Origin of the sequence: Streptomyces sp. XD-27 (genome assembly GCF_030553055.1) — a bacterium.
In the GTDB taxonomy this organism is placed as follows: domain Bacteria; phylum Actinomycetota; class Actinomycetes; order Streptomycetales; family Streptomycetaceae; genus Streptomyces.
On sequence record NZ_CP130713.1, the window covers coordinates 1,529,606 to 1,544,211 of the forward strand.

General features: G+C 72.4%; 14 protein-coding genes and 1 pseudogene. 3 read left to right on the forward strand and 12 right to left on the reverse strand.

Annotated elements, in window-relative coordinates:
- Positions 1-120: 120 nt before the first annotated feature.
- The gene (locus Q3Y56_RS06475) at positions 121-1,371 is read right to left on the reverse strand and encodes a glycosyltransferase family 4 protein (RefSeq protein ID WP_304460998.1); all 1,251 of its coding nucleotides are present in this window, start codon (positions 1,369-1,371) and stop codon (positions 121-123) included.
- Positions 1,372-1,666: 295 nt separating this feature from the next.
- Here Q3Y56_RS06475 and Q3Y56_RS06480 point away from each other — a divergent pair, with 295 nt between their 5' ends.
- Together Q3Y56_RS06480 and Q3Y56_RS06485 are read left to right on the forward strand one after the other, a co-directional pair.
- A complete protein-coding gene (locus Q3Y56_RS06480; RefSeq protein ID WP_304460999.1) occupies positions 1,667-2,485 on the forward strand; it encodes a hypothetical protein in 819 nt (272 codons plus the stop codon).
- Positions 2,486-2,739: 254 nt separating this feature from the next.
- Complete coding sequence (locus Q3Y56_RS06485; protein WP_304461000.1) at positions 2,740-3,090, forward strand: hypothetical protein; 351 nt, start codon at positions 2,740-2,742, stop codon at positions 3,088-3,090.
- A gap of 23 nt (positions 3,091-3,113) precedes the next feature.
- On the opposite strand, the gene der is transcribed toward Q3Y56_RS06485, so the two are convergent.
- From der to aroH, 5 genes are all read right to left on the reverse strand, one after another.
- On the reverse strand, positions 3,114-4,574 hold the full coding sequence (gene der / locus Q3Y56_RS06490) for a ribosome biogenesis GTPase Der (protein ID WP_304461001.1): 1,461 nt from the start codon (positions 4,572-4,574) through the stop codon (positions 3,114-3,116).
- Positions 4,575-4,623: 49 nt separating this feature from the next.
- A complete protein-coding gene (locus Q3Y56_RS06495; RefSeq protein ID WP_304465491.1) occupies positions 4,624-5,223 on the reverse strand; it encodes a 1-acyl-sn-glycerol-3-phosphate acyltransferase in 600 nt (199 codons plus the stop codon).
- A gap of 86 nt (positions 5,224-5,309) precedes the next feature.
- Positions 5,310-6,026: a (d)CMP kinase gene (cmk, locus tag Q3Y56_RS06500; RefSeq protein WP_304461002.1), complete on the reverse strand. Its 717-nt coding sequence runs from the start codon at positions 6,024-6,026 to the stop codon at positions 5,310-5,312.
- Positions 6,027-6,149: 123 nt separating this feature from the next.
- A complete protein-coding gene (locus Q3Y56_RS06505) occupies positions 6,150-7,235 on the reverse strand; it encodes a prephenate dehydrogenase (protein ID WP_304461003.1) in 1,086 nt (361 codons plus the stop codon).
- Positions 7,232-7,594, reverse strand: coding sequence for a chorismate mutase (gene aroH, locus Q3Y56_RS06510; RefSeq protein WP_304461004.1), 363 nt, complete (start codon positions 7,592-7,594; stop codon positions 7,232-7,234). Before aroH ends, Q3Y56_RS06505 begins: the two co-directional genes overlap by 4 nt.
- Positions 7,595-7,715: 121 nt before the next feature.
- Here aroH and Q3Y56_RS06515 point away from each other — a divergent pair, with 121 nt between their 5' ends.
- The gene (locus Q3Y56_RS06515) at positions 7,716-8,078 is read left to right on the forward strand and encodes a DUF952 domain-containing protein (protein ID WP_304461005.1); all 363 of its coding nucleotides are present in this window, start codon (positions 7,716-7,718) and stop codon (positions 8,076-8,078) included.
- A gap of 12 nt (positions 8,079-8,090) precedes the next feature.
- Here Q3Y56_RS06515 and Q3Y56_RS06520 read toward each other — a convergent pair.
- The 6 genes and pseudogenes from Q3Y56_RS06520 to ald form a co-directional block, all read right to left on the reverse strand.
- Positions 8,091-9,190, reverse strand: a pseudogene (locus Q3Y56_RS06520) (pseudouridine synthase).
- A complete protein-coding gene (gene scpB / locus Q3Y56_RS06525; protein WP_304461006.1) occupies positions 9,190-9,867 on the reverse strand; it encodes an SMC-Scp complex subunit ScpB in 678 nt (225 codons plus the stop codon). The pseudogene Q3Y56_RS06520 and the gene scpB overlap by 1 nt, the downstream one beginning before the upstream one ends.
- The gene (locus tag Q3Y56_RS06530) at positions 9,864-10,949 is read right to left on the reverse strand and encodes a ScpA family protein (protein ID WP_304461007.1); all 1,086 of its coding nucleotides are present in this window, start codon (positions 10,947-10,949) and stop codon (positions 9,864-9,866) included. The genes scpB and Q3Y56_RS06530 overlap by 4 nt, the downstream gene beginning before the upstream one ends.
- A gap of 271 nt (positions 10,950-11,220) precedes the next feature.
- Entirely contained in the window at positions 11,221-11,799 is a 579-nt protein-coding gene (locus Q3Y56_RS06535) for a hypothetical protein (RefSeq protein WP_304461008.1), read from the reverse strand.
- A complete protein-coding gene (locus tag Q3Y56_RS06540; protein ID WP_304461009.1) occupies positions 11,784-12,941 on the reverse strand; it encodes a ParA family protein in 1,158 nt (385 codons plus the stop codon). Before Q3Y56_RS06540 ends, Q3Y56_RS06535 begins: the two co-directional genes overlap by 16 nt.
- 464 nt (positions 12,942-13,405) lie before the next feature.
- The gene (gene ald, locus Q3Y56_RS06545) at positions 13,406-14,521 is read right to left on the reverse strand and encodes an alanine dehydrogenase (RefSeq protein WP_304465492.1); all 1,116 of its coding nucleotides are present in this window, start codon (positions 14,519-14,521) and stop codon (positions 13,406-13,408) included.
- Positions 14,522-14,606: the final 85 nt, after the last annotated feature.

Consider the following 14,606-nt stretch of genomic DNA (forward strand, 5'->3'; position numbering starts at 1 on the left):
CGGGGTCCGCGAGGCAGTCGGCGCTGGGCGGGACGGACACGGCGGTGGGCTCCTCGGCGGGGTCGGGCGACGATGCGGGGACGGGCGAAGGGGTCGTGGCGGGCGAAGGCGTCGTGGTGGTCACGCGGCGTGGGCCTTCCGGAAGACCGAGCGGCCGGCGTCCTTGGTCGCGAACGCGCCGCTGAGCAGGGTGCCGCGGGTGCGGTGCAGCGCGCCGCGCAGCCCGCCGCGCGCGACGAGGTCGGCGAACATCGACTCGTAGCGCCCGGCGACGTTCGACGGGTCGAAGCGGGCGGAGCGCTCCAGCGCCTGCCGTCCCATCCGCTGCCGCAGCTCGTCGTCGTTGATCAGGCTGAGGAGGCCCTTGGCGATGGCGCCGACGTCGCCGGACTTCACCAGTCGGCCGTCCACGCCGTCCTCGATGATCTCGGCCGGGCCGTGCGGGCAGTCGGTCGCCACGACGGGCAGGCCGCAGCGCTGCGCCTCGACGATGGTCATGCCGAAGGACTCGAGGCTGGAGGTGACGGCGGCGATGGAACCCTTGGCCCACTCGGGGTCGAGCGGGTTGGCGGGGCCCATCAGATAGACGTGGTTGTACAGGCCGAGCTTGTTGATCAGGGCGCGGAGCTTGGCCTCCTGGCCACCGCCGCCGTAGATCCGCAGCCGCCAGTCGGGGCGCTCCGCCCTGACCTTGGCGAAGGCCTTTATCAGCAGGTCGTACCGCTTGACGGGGGCGAGCCGGCCCGCCGCGACGACCCACTTCCCGGTGCCGTCGGCCGGCGCGACGCCGGGCTCGGGCACGCTGTTGGGCACCGCTTCGAGGCGTACGCCGGGCAGCCGCATCTGGCGGCGGTAGGTGTTCGCGTCCGCCTCGGTGACGGTGGTGACCGCGTCCAGCCGCGGGTAGGCGGCGCGCAGCACGTACTTGAGGTCCTGGGAGTGCGTGCTGAGGGTCAGGTGCTCCTGGCCGACGCGGACCGGGCCGCGGCGGGCCTCGCGGGCGATGTGCACGTTCAGCCCCGGGCGGGTGCCGACCACGACGTCCGCGTCCAGCCCCCGCAGGTGTTCGCCGATCCGGCGGTCGGTGAGCGCGTTGTACTGCTTGTAGCGGCCCTCCGCGCTGGGGAAGACGCGTGCGGGGCGGGCGTACTCGGGGTCGTCGCCGTCGTAGGTCGGGCTCTCCTTGCGGATGTCCACCAGGTGCCGCAGCCGGACGTTCGGGCCGGGGTCGAAAACCGGTGTGTCGCGGTGGCGGAAGACCGAGACGATCTCCACGTCGTGCTGCTCCGCCAGCGTGCGGGCGGTGTTGTACGTGGTGCGAATCGTCCCGCCGATCCCGTACGCGTTGTGTATCAGGAATGAGATGTGCATCCGTCCCCGTGCCCCACCGTTTTCTGTGCGAACGCATCGGGCGTTCGCGTAGTCACTGGGGTAGACCGGCAAAGCGGTTGCAAGGTTGGGTGTGATCATCATCTTGTTCCACAACAGATACCGAATCGGTAGCCCGAATCCGGAACCTGTCCGGACCCTTTCCCCTCAGGGCTCGTGAGGGCGCGTCAGTGTCGGCCCTCCGCGCGTGACCGAGGCCACTCATCCTGCGTTGAACAGTACGCGCCGCGGATCGCCCGGCGCGGAAGCACGAGACCGAGGAGCCACCGTGCCGCGCATGCTCGACGTCAGCGACGACGTACGTGCCGAGATCGGCGATGAGGAAGCCAACCGGCTGCTGACCGGTGACGGCGCCCCGGGCACATACGACTGCACCTCCTGCCGCACCCCCGGCGACACCGAGCAGGAGCCCACCAGCACCGTGCTCTTCGTCGGCGAGGAGACCGCCGTCCTCGCGTTCGCCCACGCCACCTGCGTCCCCTCGCAGGTGGTCCCGGTCTCCGAGGACCAGTTGCAGAGCGCGGTGCACTCCATCACCGGCGAGGCGCCCGGATCCCCAGCCGGTGCGCCGCCGATCGGGAGCGAACTGCCCGGGAGCGGGGCGCCCGAGGCGGAGCCCACGCACCGTCAGGCCGTGCTCAACGTGACCTGCGGACTCATCCTGATGGACGGTGAGCCGCGCCCGGCGCTGGTCGTGGAGCCGACCGCGCCGATCGCCCGGCCCGGCACCAACGGCCCGGGGGACGACTTCCTTCCGCTCCTCATCGAGCAGGGGTTCCTGCCCGTCGACGATCTCGCCCAAGCACCGTCGCCGATCCACGGCTGGTCCGTGCTGATGGCCGCGGGGCAGCTGCACGCGGTGCTGATGCCGGACGGCGCGGGCTCCCAGGCGGCGTGGTGGCAGGCGCACCGGCCGATGCCGGTGACCGAGGGCTGGCGGCTGGCGGTCAACAAGAACCCGTCGGTGCTGGTCTACGCCGCTCCCTCCGGGGCGATCGGCAACCAGCCGCGTGAGGACCAGATGCGTGACGCTCTGGAGCGGGCCGCCGCGCGGGGCGTGCTCGTCGCCGCCGCGATGCCGCTGTCGGGCACATGACCGGGACCGCCGCGCAGCCGTCGCGGCCGTACCCTCCGTCGCGGCATTCGCCGTCGGCCCACCCTCCGGAGTACATGGCCCAGTACCCCCCACGTCCGGCACGGCCCGCGCCGCAGGTGCAGTGGCATCCCTCCCCCTACGCCCTGGAGGGCGTGGGGGGACCCCCAGCGGCGCAGGTTCCGACGCGCTTCGCGCCTGTGGCCCATTCGCCGCAACGACCGCATCCGTCCGAAGACGTGGTCGTTGGCTCCTACGTGCACGCATACGACCCCGCCTCCCGCTCCCCGTATCCGATTCCCGGCATGCGGCAGTCGCAGGACCCGTCGTCCGAGTACCAGCAGCGCTCGGCCACGCCGATCTACGACGCGCTGTACGCGGAGTACCGCAGGCTGTTCCGGGCGCTGCCCGGCGACCGTACGGGCGACGAGGAGCTGGGATTCACCGGGTTCGAGGCCCTGGGATCGGGCACCGGGCAGTCGGCGTGGCGGCGGCAGGAGGTCGTCCGGCCGCCGTCCGAGGACCGCCCGCCCGAGCGGCCGTACCGCGGGGGCTACCGGCCCGCGCTGCCGCCCGCACCGCGCGACGGGCGGGCCCGCGGGTTCTGAATCCCGCGGGTCGCCGGCCGCGGCTACTTCTTGCGGCCGCGCTTCTCCCGGACCCGTACGGAGATGTGGATCGGGGTCCCCTCGAAGCCGAACTCCTCGCGCAGCCGCCGCTCGACGAAGCGGCGGTATCCGGCCTCCAGGAAGCCGGAGGCGAAGAGGACGAACCGCGGCGGCTTGGTGCCCGCCTGCGTCCCGAAGAGGATGCGGGGCTGCTTGCCGCCGCGGATCGGGTGCGGGTGCGAGGCGACGATCTCACCGAGGAAGGCGTTGAGCCGCCCGGTGGGCACCCGGGTCTCCCAGCCCGCCAGCGCCGTCTCGATGGCCGGGACCAGCTTCTCCATGTGGCGGCCGGTGCGGGCCGAGACGTTGACCCGCGGCGCCCAGGAGACCTGGCCCATCTCGGTCTCGATCTCGCGCTCCAGGTAGTAGCGGCGCTCCTCGTCGAGGGTGTCCCACTTGTTGTACGCGATGACCATGGCCCGGCCCGCCTCGACGGCCATCGTCACGATCCGCTGGTCCTGGACGCTGATGGACTCGCTGGTGTCGATCAGGACGACCGCCACCTCGGCCTTCTCGACGGCGGCCGCGGTGCGCAGCGAGGCGTAGTAGTCGGCGCCTTCCTGGAGGTGCACCCGGCGCCGGATACCGGCGGTGTCCACGAACTTCCAGGTCTTGCCGCCCAGCTCGATGATCTCGTCGACGGGGTCGCGGGTGGTGCCCGCCAGCTCGTTGACGACGACCCGCTCCTCGTTCGCGACCTTGTTGAGCAGCGAAGACTTGCCGACGTTCGGGCGGCCGATGAGCGCGATCCGGCGCGGCCCGCCGACGCCGCCGCCGAAGGTCTGGGCCGGGGCCTCGGGGAGCGCCTCCAAAACGGCGTCGAGCATGTCGCCGGTGCCGCGGCCGTGCAGCGCGGAGACCGGGTACGGCTCGCCCAGGCCGAGCGACCAGAGCATCGCGGCGTCCGCCTCGGCGCTGGGTCCGTCCACCTTGTTGGCGCACAGGACGACGGGCTTGCCGGCCCGGCGCAGCAGCTTCACCACGGCCTCGTCGGTGTCGGTCGCGCCGACCGTGGCGTCCACGACGAACACGACGGCGTCGGCGGCCTCGATGGCGAACTCCGCCTGGGCGGCCACGGACGCGTCGATGCCGAGGACGTCCTGCTCCCAGCCGCCGGTGTCGACCACCTTGAAGCGGCGGCCTGCCCATTCGGCCTCGTACGTGACGCGGTCGCGGGTGACGCCGGGGCGGTCCTCGACGACGGCCTCGCGGCGGCCGATGACGCGGTTCACCAGGGTCGACTTGCCGACGTTGGGGCGGCCGACGACGGCGAGCACCGGCAGCGGGCCGTGCCCGGCCGCCTCCAGCGCGCCCTCGACCTCCTCGGCGTCGAAGCCTTCCTGCGCGGCGAGCTCCATGAACTCCGCGTACTCGGCGTCGCCAAGCTCACCGTGCTCGTCGCCGGTGTGGATCTGGTCGTTCATGAAGCCTGTTTCCTGTCGTCTGTCATCCGTGGTGATCCGAGCGGATCACTTAAGTCTCACACCGGCGCCCGGTGGAACGCCTGGCGTTTTCCAGGTGCGCGCTCAGCCGCCGCTGGATACGCAACGTCGCCTCGTCCAGCGCGGCCTTGGTGCGGCGGCCGCTGCCGTCCCCCGCGTCGAAGGCGTCTCCGAAGACGACGTCGATCCGGCCGCGCAGCGGCGGCAGACCCTGTATCACGCGGCCGCGCTTCTCGTTGCTGCCGAGCACCGCGACCGGCACGATCGGCGCCCCGGAGCGCACCGCGAAGTACGCGAGGCCGGCGCGCAGCGAGGCGAAGTCGCCCTCGCCCCGGGTGCCCTCGGGGAAGATGCCGAGGACGCCGCCGTGGCGCAGCACGGCCAGCGCGCTGGTGATCGCGGTCCGGTCGGCGCCGGAGCGGTCCACCTTGAGCTGGCCTATCCCCCGCAGGAACGGGTCGAGCGGGCCGACGAACGCCTCTTTCTTGATCAGGAAGTGCACCGGGCGCGGCGCCGTCCCCATCAGCATCGGTCCGTCGATGTTGTGCGAGTGGTTCACCGCGAGGATGACGGGCCCGGCGGCCGGGACGCGCCAGGCGCCGAGCACCCGGGGCTTCCACAGGCCGTGCATGAGGCCGATGCCGATCCGGCGGCCGACCGCGGCACCGGCGGCGGACGGCGGCGCGGGTGCGCTCGCCTGGCCCGGCGCGGCTGCGCTCACCTGGCCTGCCGCTTCTCTTCGACCAGGGTGACCACGCACTCGATGACCTGCTGGAGGGTGAGGTCGGTGGTGTCCACCTCGACCGCGTCGTCCGCCTTGGCCAGCGGCGAGGTCTTGCGGCCGGAGTCGGCGGCGTCGCGCTGGGCGAGGGCGGCCTGGGTGGCGGCCAGGTCGGCGGCGCCCTTGCCCTTGAGCTCACCGTTGCGGCGGGCGGCGCGCGCCTCCGGCGACGCGGTGAGGAAGATCTTGAGGTCGGCGTCGGGCAGCACCGTGGTGCCGATGTCCCGGCCCTCCACGACGATGCCGTGTTCGGCGGCCGCCGCGATGGAGCGCTGCAGCTCGGTGATCCGGGACCGCACCTCCGGGACCGCGCTGACGGCGCTGACCCGCGAGGTGACCTCCTGGGTGCGGATGGGACCGGCCACGTCGACGCCGTCGACCGTGATGCCCGGGGCGGCCGGGTCGGTGCCGGAGACGATGACCGGCTTGGCGGCGGCGTCGGCGACGGCGGCCGCGTCGGCCACGTCGATGCCGTTGTCCAGCATCCACCACGTGATCGCCCGGTACTGGGCCCCGGTGTCCAGGTAGCCGAAGCCGAGCTTGGCGGCGACGGCCTTGGAGGTGCTGGACTTGCCCGTGCCTGCGGGGCCGTCGATCGCGACGATCACTGCTGCCGGAGCGGTCCGGGCGGCGGTTTCCACGGTGACAGACACCTTCCTGTGCACGGGGTGAGCTGGTGGGGCTCGGTGAGTGGTCCTTGCGGGCTCGTTCGATGAGCCCTGCACAAGGTTACTGGGTGAGCCGGTGGCCCCGGACAGCCCGTGGCCACGGGGCCTTCACTGGCGGATCGACCAGCCCCGCTCGCGCAGCGCCGCGGTCAGGCCCGGAACCGCCCGCGGCTCCACCATGAGCTGGATCAGGCCCGCCTGCTGCCCGGTGGCGTGCTCGATGCGTACGTCCTCGATGTTGACCCCGGCCTGCCCGGCGTCCGCGAAGATCCGGGCCAGCTCGCCCGGCTGGTCGCCGATGAGGACCGTGACGCTCTCGTACGCCGTCGGGGCCGCGCCGTGCTTGCCGGGCACCCGCTCGCGGCCCGCGTTGCCGCGCCGCAGCACGTCCGCGATCCCGGCGGCGCCGCCGCTGCGCTTGTCCTCGTCCGCGGAGTCCAGCGCCCGCAGCGAGCGGACCGTCTCGTCAAGGTCGGCGGCGACGGCGGCGAGCACGTCGGCGACCGGGCCGGGGTTGGCGGACAGGATGTCGATCCACATCCCGGGGTCGGAGGCCGCGATCCGGGTCACGTCCCGGATGCCCTGCCCGCACAGCCGTACCGCCGTCTCGTCGGCGTCCCGCAGCCGCGCGGCGACCATGCTGGACAGCAGCTGCGGGGTGTGCGAGACGAGGGCGACGGCGCGGTCGTGCGCGTCGGCGTCCATCACCACGGGCACGGCGCGGCACAGGGCGACGAGCTCCAGGGCGAGGTTGAGCACCTCGGTGTCGGTGCCGGGGGTGGGGGTGAGCACCCACGGCCGCCCCTCGAACAGGTCGGCGGTGGCGGCCAGCGGGCCCGAGCGCTCGCGGCCGGCCATCGGGTGCGTACCGATGTAGCGGGTCAGGTCGCAGCCGAGCGCCTCCAGTTCGCGGCGCGGCCCGCCCTTGACGCTGGCGACGTCGAGGTAGCCGCGGGCTGCGCCCCGGCGCATCGCGGCGGCCAGGTGCTCGGCCACGTGCGCGGGCGGTACGGCGACGATCGCCAGGTCCACCGGCCCGGCCGGCTCGGCGTCCGTCCCGGCACCGAGCGCCGCGGCGGTGCGGGCCTGGGCCGGGTCGTGGTCGGCGAGGTGCACCTGGACCCCGCGGCCGGCCAGGGCCAGCGCGGCGGACGTGCCGATCAGTCCGGTACCGATGACGAGGGCGGTTCTCACTGGGCGATGTCCTTGCGCAGGGCCGCGGCGGCGCCGAGGTAGACATGGGCCACCTCGGACCGCTCCAGGCCGGTCTCGACATGGGCGAGGAGGCGGACGACCCGCGGCATGGCGCCGGCGATGTCCAGCTCCTGGGCGCAGATCAGCGGTACGTCGGTGATCCCGAGCCGGCGCGCGGCGACGGCGGGGAAGTCGCTGTGCAGGTCGGGGGTGGCGGTGAACCACATGCTGATCAGGTCCTCGCCCGTCAGGGAGTTGCGCTCCAGGACGGCGGTGATCAGCTCCGAGACCCGCTCGTGCATGTGCTCCGCTTCGTCCCGGTCCAGCTGGACGGCCCCGCGGACCGCTCGTACCGCCACGTGCCTGCTCCCTGGGTGTCCCGTATCCGGTGCCTGATCAGCTTAACGAGCCGGTGCGGTGCACCGCCGCGCAAGACCGTCCTGCGAGACGGGAGCGGACCCGTCCGGTAGAACCATGAGCATGATCTACCACTTGGTGCGCCTCGACGACTGGCTGGTCGCCCCCGACCGCCCCTATGCCCCGCCGACGCTGGCCGAGGACGGGTTCGTGCACTGCTCGCCCGACGAGGACACCACTCTCGCCGTCGCCAACGCCTTCTACCGGGACACCCCGGGCCCGCTGATGGCCCTGATGATCGACGAGCACCGGCTGGACGTGCTGGTGCGCTGGGAGCGCGCCGACCCGACCCCGCCGCCCGGGGTGCCGCCCACCACCCTCTTCCCGCACGTGTACGGGCACATCGTGCGGGCGGCGGTGGTGGGGATGCTGGAGGTCGTACGGGAGCCGGACGGGCGGGCGACCGGCTTCGCCGTCTGGTCATAGAGCCTCTGGGCCCTACAGGTCGACCTCGCGCATCAGCATGCCGACCTCGGTGTTGGTCAGCCGCCGCAGCCAGCCGGACTTCTGGTCGCCGAGGGCGATCGGGCCGAAGCTGGTGCGCACCAGCTTCTCGACCGGGAAGCCGGCCTCGGCGAGCATGCGGCGCACGATGTGCTTGCGTCCCTCGTGCAGGACCACCTCGACCAGGTAGTTCTTGCCGAGGTTCTGCACCACCTTGAAGTGGTCGGCGCGGGCATAGCCGTCCTCCAGCTGGATGCCGCTCATGAGCTGCTTGCCCAGGTCGCGCGGGAGGGGGCCCTGGATCGCGGCGAGGTAGGTCTTCTGCACGCCGTACCGGGGGTGGGTGAGGCGGTGGGCCAGCTCCCCGTGGTTGGTGAGCAGGATGATGCCCTCGGTCTCGGTGTCCAGGCGGCCGACGTGGAAGAGCCGGGTCTCGCGGTTGGTGACGTAGTCGCCCAGGCACTGGCGGCCGTCGGGGTCCTCCATGGTGGAGACGACCCCGGCGGGCTTGTTGAGCGCGAAGAACAGGTACGACTGCGTGGCGACGGTCAGCCCGTCGACCTTGATCTCGTCCTTCTCGGGGTCGACGCGCAGCCCCTGCTCGGTGACGATCCTGCCGTTGACCTCGACCCGGCGCTGGTCGATCAGCTCCTCGCAGGCTCGGCGGGAGCCCATGCCCGCGCGCGCGAGGACCTTCTGCAGCCGCTCGCCCTCCTGCTCGGCTCCGGGGAAGGTCTTGGGGGTCTTGATCTGCGGCTTGTCCGCGTACCGGTCGCGGTTGCGCTGCTCGATCCTGGCGTCCAGCTCCCGCGGGCGGGCCGGGGCACCGTCGCGGCGGGGGCCGCCGCCCCGGCTCTTCTGCGAGGGCTTCGGGCCGCCCTTGGCGCCGCCGCGGGCCGCCGCGCCGCGGCCCTTGCGGGGACCGCCGGCCTCCTCGCCGAAACCGCCGACGTCGTAGCGGCGCTCCTCGGGGCGTGGACGGCGAGGGCGCTGCCCTTCGTCGCGCTGTCCCCCCGTCTTCGACCGGGGGTGCCCCCACCCGCTCCCCGGTAGTTACCGCGTCCGGTGTTCTTGCCGCTGCCGCTGCTTCGCATCAAAGTTCCGTCGTCGTCGTGTCGTCTGCGTCGGTGTCCGGAGCGTCCGGATCGAACGACGGCACACCCTCTTGCGTCTCTGCCTCGATCGCGTCCGCCTCGGGGAGGAAGGGCGCGAGCTCCGGGAGCTCGTCCAGGCCGCGCAGGCCCATCCGCTCCAGAAAGTAATTCGTCGTCCTGTACAGGATCGCACCTGTTTCGGGTTCCGTCCCCGCCTCCTCCACCAGACCACGCTGCAGGAGGGTGCGCATCACGCCGTCGCAGTTCACTCCGCGTACGGCCGAGACCCGCGAACGGCTGACCGGTTGACGGTACGCGACCACGGCCAGGGTCTCCAGCGCGGCCTGGGTCAGCCGGGCCTGCTGGCCGTCCAGGACGAAGCTCTCCACGGCGCTCGCGTAGGCGGGCCGGGTGTAGTAGCGCCAGCCGCCGGCGACGAGTCGCAGCTCGAAGCCTCGGCGCTGCACGGTGTACTCGTCGGCCAGCTCGCGCAGCGCGTCGGCGACCTCGCGCCGCGGCCGCTGGAGGATCTTGGCGAGGTGCTCCTCGGTGGCGGGCTCGTCGACGACCATGAGGACGGCCTCCAGGGCGGGCTTGAGGTCGAGCTCGGTGAGGTCGCAGGCCCCGGCCGGGGCCTCCGCGGCCTCGGCCTCGGCCTCGGTCGACTCATGGCTCATGGCTGCTCCTCCTCGGTCGCTGTCCTGCCGTCGTCCTGCTCGCCGCCCCGCCGCCCGGCGGCCGCCTCCTGGTCGAACTCGTCGGTCACCAGCGGCTGTTCCCCGTCCGCTCCGGTCCAGCGGACCGTGAGCGCGCCGAGCGCCTCCGTCTGGTCCAGGACGACCGCGCGCTCCCGGTACAGCTCCAGCAGCGCGAGGAAGCGCGCGACGACGGTGAGGGTGTCGGGCGCGTCCTCGGTGAGCACGGCGAAGGTGGCCTCACCCAGCTCCCGCAGCCGCGCGACGACCACCTCGGCCTGCTCGCGGACGCTGACCAGCGGGGCGTGGATGTGGTCGACGTACACCTGGGGCTTGGCCTTGGGCTGCATGGCCTTCACCGCGAGCTTGGCGAAGCCCTCCGCGCCGATGCTGATCACGACGTCCGGCAGCAGGTCGGCGTGGTGCGGTTCCAGCCCCACGGTACGGGGGTAGCGCTTGGCCTCCGCCTCCAGGCGCTCGGAGAAGATGTCCGCGACCCGCTTGTACGCGCGGTACTGGAGCAGGCGGGCGAAGAGCAGGTCACGCGCCTCCAGCAGGGCCAGGTCCGCCTCGTCCTCGACGTCGGCGGCGGGCAGCAGCCGGGCGGCCTTCAGGTCCAGCAGGGTGGCGGCCACGACGAGGAACTCGGTGGTCTGGTCGAGGTCCCAGTCGGGGCCCATGGCGCGGATGTGTGCCATGAACTCGTCGGTGACCTTGGACAGTGCGACCTCGGTCACGTCGAGCTTGTGCTTGGAGATGAGCTGGAGGAGGAGGTCGAAGGGGCCTTCGAAGTTGTCCAGCCGCACGGTGAACCGGCCGTCGCCGGGAGCGGGCTCGGCCTCGGGCGCGCGGGACGCCGGTGGCTCGGTCTCGGGCGCGTGGGGCGCCGGTGGCTCGGCCCCGTTCCCGCCCGACCCGGAGGACCCCTCCGCAGTGGGCGGGGCCTCCGAGGACTCGGTGGCGGCATCCTGCTCAGGGGCCGGTGCGGTGAGGGGCGACTCGGACGTGGCGCTCGCGGCGGGCGGGACGGCGGCCGCCGGGGCCCCCGGGGCGGATGCGGCCACCCCGGCGAGAGGCCCCGTGCGCGGGCCCCGCCCCAGGGCGCGGCGGGGTGTGCGCGGATGGGGGTCTCCCCACGCCCTCAAGGGCTCGGGGGAGGGGACGGGGCGTCGTCGTTGGTGGGCATCGCGGTCCAGTGTGCGGGTGGGGGGTACCTCCCATGCCGCAGCCCCCAGCGCGGCCTCCCCCGGACTCCGTCCGGGGGACCCTCAGAGGTGCCCTCAGGGGGAGGGCGCGGCGGGCCTGTTACGAACGGGCAGGCTACCGCCCGGTTCCTCAGCGGCCGCGGAGGCGCCGCACCAGGATGCTCGCGTCGCCGCGCGACTCCAGGTCGGCCAGGACCACCGCGACCGCCTCCCGGACGATGCGGCCGCGGTCCACCGCGAGCCCGTGCTCGCCGCGCAGCACCAGCCGCGCGTGTTCCAGGTCCATCAGCTCCTCGGCGGAGACGTAGACCGTGATCTTCTCGTCGTGGCGCTCGCGTCCGCTGGGGCGGCGCGCGGCGGCGCGGCCACGGCGGCGGGCCTGGCCGGACTGCCCCGGCGTGGCCGCCCCGTCCTGCGACTGGCGGTTCTTGGGGCGGTCCTGGGCTGACCCGCGCCGCTCCCCCGTCGCGGCGGCGGCCTCGTGGTGCTCCGGCTCGCGTCCGCCGTGCTCCGCCGTGCCGGAGGCAGGCGGCGCCGGGGTGGCGTCGGCCTCGGCCGGGTCCACGGCCGTGGTGTCGCTCTCGCCGGCCGGGGCGGGCACGCGCGGCTCGCCGTTCGCCTGGCGACGGGGGGACGACGGCTGGAGCGCCATCCCCCCGGTGGTGCGGAACAGCTCGTCGGCGCCCGGCAGACTCACTCGGCGTGACACCGGGCGAGCACCTCCCTGGCGAGCTGGCGGTAGGCGGCGGCACCCACGGAGTTGGACGCGTACGTGGTGATGGGCTCGCCCGCGACCGTGGTCTCGGGGAAGCGGACCGTACGGCCGATCACCGTGTGGTAGACGTGGTCGTCGAACGCCTCGACGACCCGGGCCAGGACCTCGCGGCTGTGCACGGTGCGCGAGTCGTACATCGTCGCGAGGATGCCGTCGAGCTCCAGGTCGGGGTTGAGCCGCTCCTGCACCTTCTCGATGGTCTCGGTGAGCAACGCCACACCGCGCAGGGCGAAGAACTCGCACTCCAGCGGCACGATCACCTTGTGCGCGGCGGTCAGGGCGTTGACCGTGAGCAGGCCGAGCGAGGGCTGGCAGTCGATGACGATGTAGTCGTAGTCCGCCATCAGCGGCTTGAGCGCGCGCTGCAGGGTGGACTCGCGGGCGACCTCGCTGACCAGCTGCACCTCGGCGGCCGACAAGTCGATATTGCTGGGCAGCAGGTCCATGTTGGGCACGGCCGTCTTGAGCAGGACCTCGTCGGCCGACATGCCCCGCTCCATGAGCAGGTTGTAGACCGTGAGGTCGAGCTCCATCGGGTTGACCCCGAGGCCGACGGACAGGGCGCCCTGCGGGTCGAAGTCGACGAGCAGCACCCGGCGCCCGTACTCGGCGAGTGCCGCGCCCAGGTTGATGGTCGAGGTGGTCTTGCCGACCCCGCCCTTCTGGTTGCACATCGCGATGATCTTCGCGGGGCCGTGGTCGGTGAGCGGGCCCGGGATGGGGAAGTACGGCAGGGGGCGCCCGGTCGGGCCGATGCGCTCGCGGCGCTGGCGGGCGGCGTCCGGGGCGAGCGTGGCCGCGTACTCCGGGTCGGGCTCGTACTCCGCGTCGGGGTCGTAGAAGTGCCCGTCGGGCAGGTCGTCGTAGTCGGCGAGGGCGGGGTCGTTGCCGCGCTTATCGCCGGCCATGGCGTTCACGTGATGGCCGTCCATGCTCTGGTGGGCTGTCGTCATGCTCTGGTGGGTTGCGAAGGTCTGGACAGCGACGGAGCCGACAGCCGCGAGCCCCGAAGAGGTCTGGCCCCGCGCAGCCGATCCTGGTAGACCACCCCCGGGAGAAAATGTCGACTCATTCACAAGTCGTCCTACCTCCTTGGTGACCAGGAAATTTCTCGATTGGTCAGCGTGACACCATGCCGACGGTTTGCGACTCTATGGCGTGTCGGCGCCTCACAGCAACACAATCCGCCGGACGCGGCACGTTGTGTCGGCAACCGAACATCCGGATGTCAAGGGCGTAACCACCCCGGCGCGGCTGACTCGTGGCGGGTACGAATCGACTAAAGAGCTACATTCGCGGCGAGTTGGCTGACCTGCTCGGCGGTTGCGGCGCGTCACGTTCCGGGCATGACTGTGGCCGGGTCTCGCCCATGGGCAAGACCCGGCCTCATGCGCCGTGTTGACGTTCGGGGTTGACACCCTCTACGGTCCGCCGCCGCGGTCGGCTGGGGGTCCCCCTACGCCTTCAAGGGCGTAGGGGGAGGACCCGTCACCGGGCCCGGCCGCGGCCGGATCGGTCACCGCACCGGTCACCGCATCAGTCAGCCGAGGAGCGTGTCCAGCTCCACGTGCGGCAGGCCGTGCGCCTCGGCGACCTCGCGGTAAACGACCTGTCCCTCATGGGTGTTGAGGCCCTTGGCCAGCGCGGGGTCGCGACGCACCGCGTCCTGCCAGCCGCGGTTGGCCAGCTCCACGATGTACGGCAGCGTGGCGTTGGTCAGCGCGTAGGTGGAGGTGTTCGGCACCGCGCCCGGCATGTTGGCGACGCAGTAGAAGATCGAGTTGTGGATCTTGAAGGTCGGCTCGGCGTGCGTGGTGGGACGCGAGTCCTCGAAGCAGCCGCCCTGGTCGATCGCAATGTCGACAAGGACACTTCCGGGCTTCATCTTGGCGACGAGCTCGTTGGTGACCAGCTTCGGGGCCTTGGCACCCGGGATGAGCACCGCGCCGATGACCAGGTCGGCCTCGGTGACGGCCTTCTCCAGCTCGAAGGCGTTGGAGACGACGGTCTGCACCTTGGTGCCGAAGATCTTGTCGGCCTCGCGCAGCTTGTTGATGTCGCGGTCCAGCAGGGTCACGTGGAAGCCCATGCCGACGGCGATCTGCGTGGCGCTCCAGCCGGAGACGCCGCCACCGATGACCACGGCCTTGCCGGCGGCGACACCGGGGACACCGCCCGGCAGCACGCCGCGGCCGCCGGCCGCGCGCATCAGGTGGTAGGCGCCGACCTGCGGGGCGAGCCGGCCCGCGACCTCGGACATCGGGGCGAGCAGCGGCAGCGCGCGGTTCGCGGTCTCGACCGTCTCGTAGGCGATGGCGGTGGTACCGGACTCCAGCAGCGCGTCGGTGCACTCACGGGAAGCGGCCAGGTGGAGGTAGGTGAAGAGGGTCTGGCCCTTGCGGAGGCGGTGGTACTCCTCCGCGATCGGCTCCTTGACCTTGAGCAGCAGGTCGGCCGTGGCCCAGACCTCGTCGGCGGTGCCGAGGATGCTCGCACCGGCGGCGGTGTACTCCGCGTCCGTGATGGAGGAGCCGAGGCCGGCGCCCTGCTCCACGAAGACCTGGTGGCCGTTGCGGACGAGCTCGTGCACGCCGGCGGGCGTGATGGCCACGCGGAACTCGTTGTTCTTGACCTCGCGGGGGATGCCGACCTTCACGTCGATCACGGTCCTTGAATCTGGGGTATTCCTGGCAATACCGACATGTAACTACATGACGGAAGGGTTAGCGGTACGCGCTATG

Bases quoted from the DNA above. Each gene is read 5' to 3' on its own strand.
- Q3Y56_RS06475 (WP_304460998.1), bottom strand. From the start codon at position 1,371: ATGCACATCTCATTCCTGATACACAACGCGTACGGGATCGGCGGGACG.
- Q3Y56_RS06480 (WP_304460999.1), top strand. From the start codon at position 1,667: ATGCTCGACGTCAGCGACGACGTACGTGCCGAGATCGGCGATGAGGAA.
- der (WP_304461001.1), bottom strand. From the start codon at position 4,574: ATGAACGACCAGATCCACACCGGCGACGAGCACGGTGAGCTTGGCGAC.
- Q3Y56_RS06495 (WP_304465491.1), bottom strand. From the start codon at position 5,223: ATGCACGGCCTGTGGAAGCCCCGGGTGCTCGGCGCCTGGCGCGTCCCG.
- Q3Y56_RS06515 (WP_304461005.1), top strand. From the start codon at position 7,716: ATGATCTACCACTTGGTGCGCCTCGACGACTGGCTGGTCGCCCCCGAC.
- scpB (WP_304461006.1), bottom strand. From the start codon at position 9,867: ATGAGCCATGAGTCGACCGAGGCCGAGGCCGAGGCCGCGGAGGCCCCG.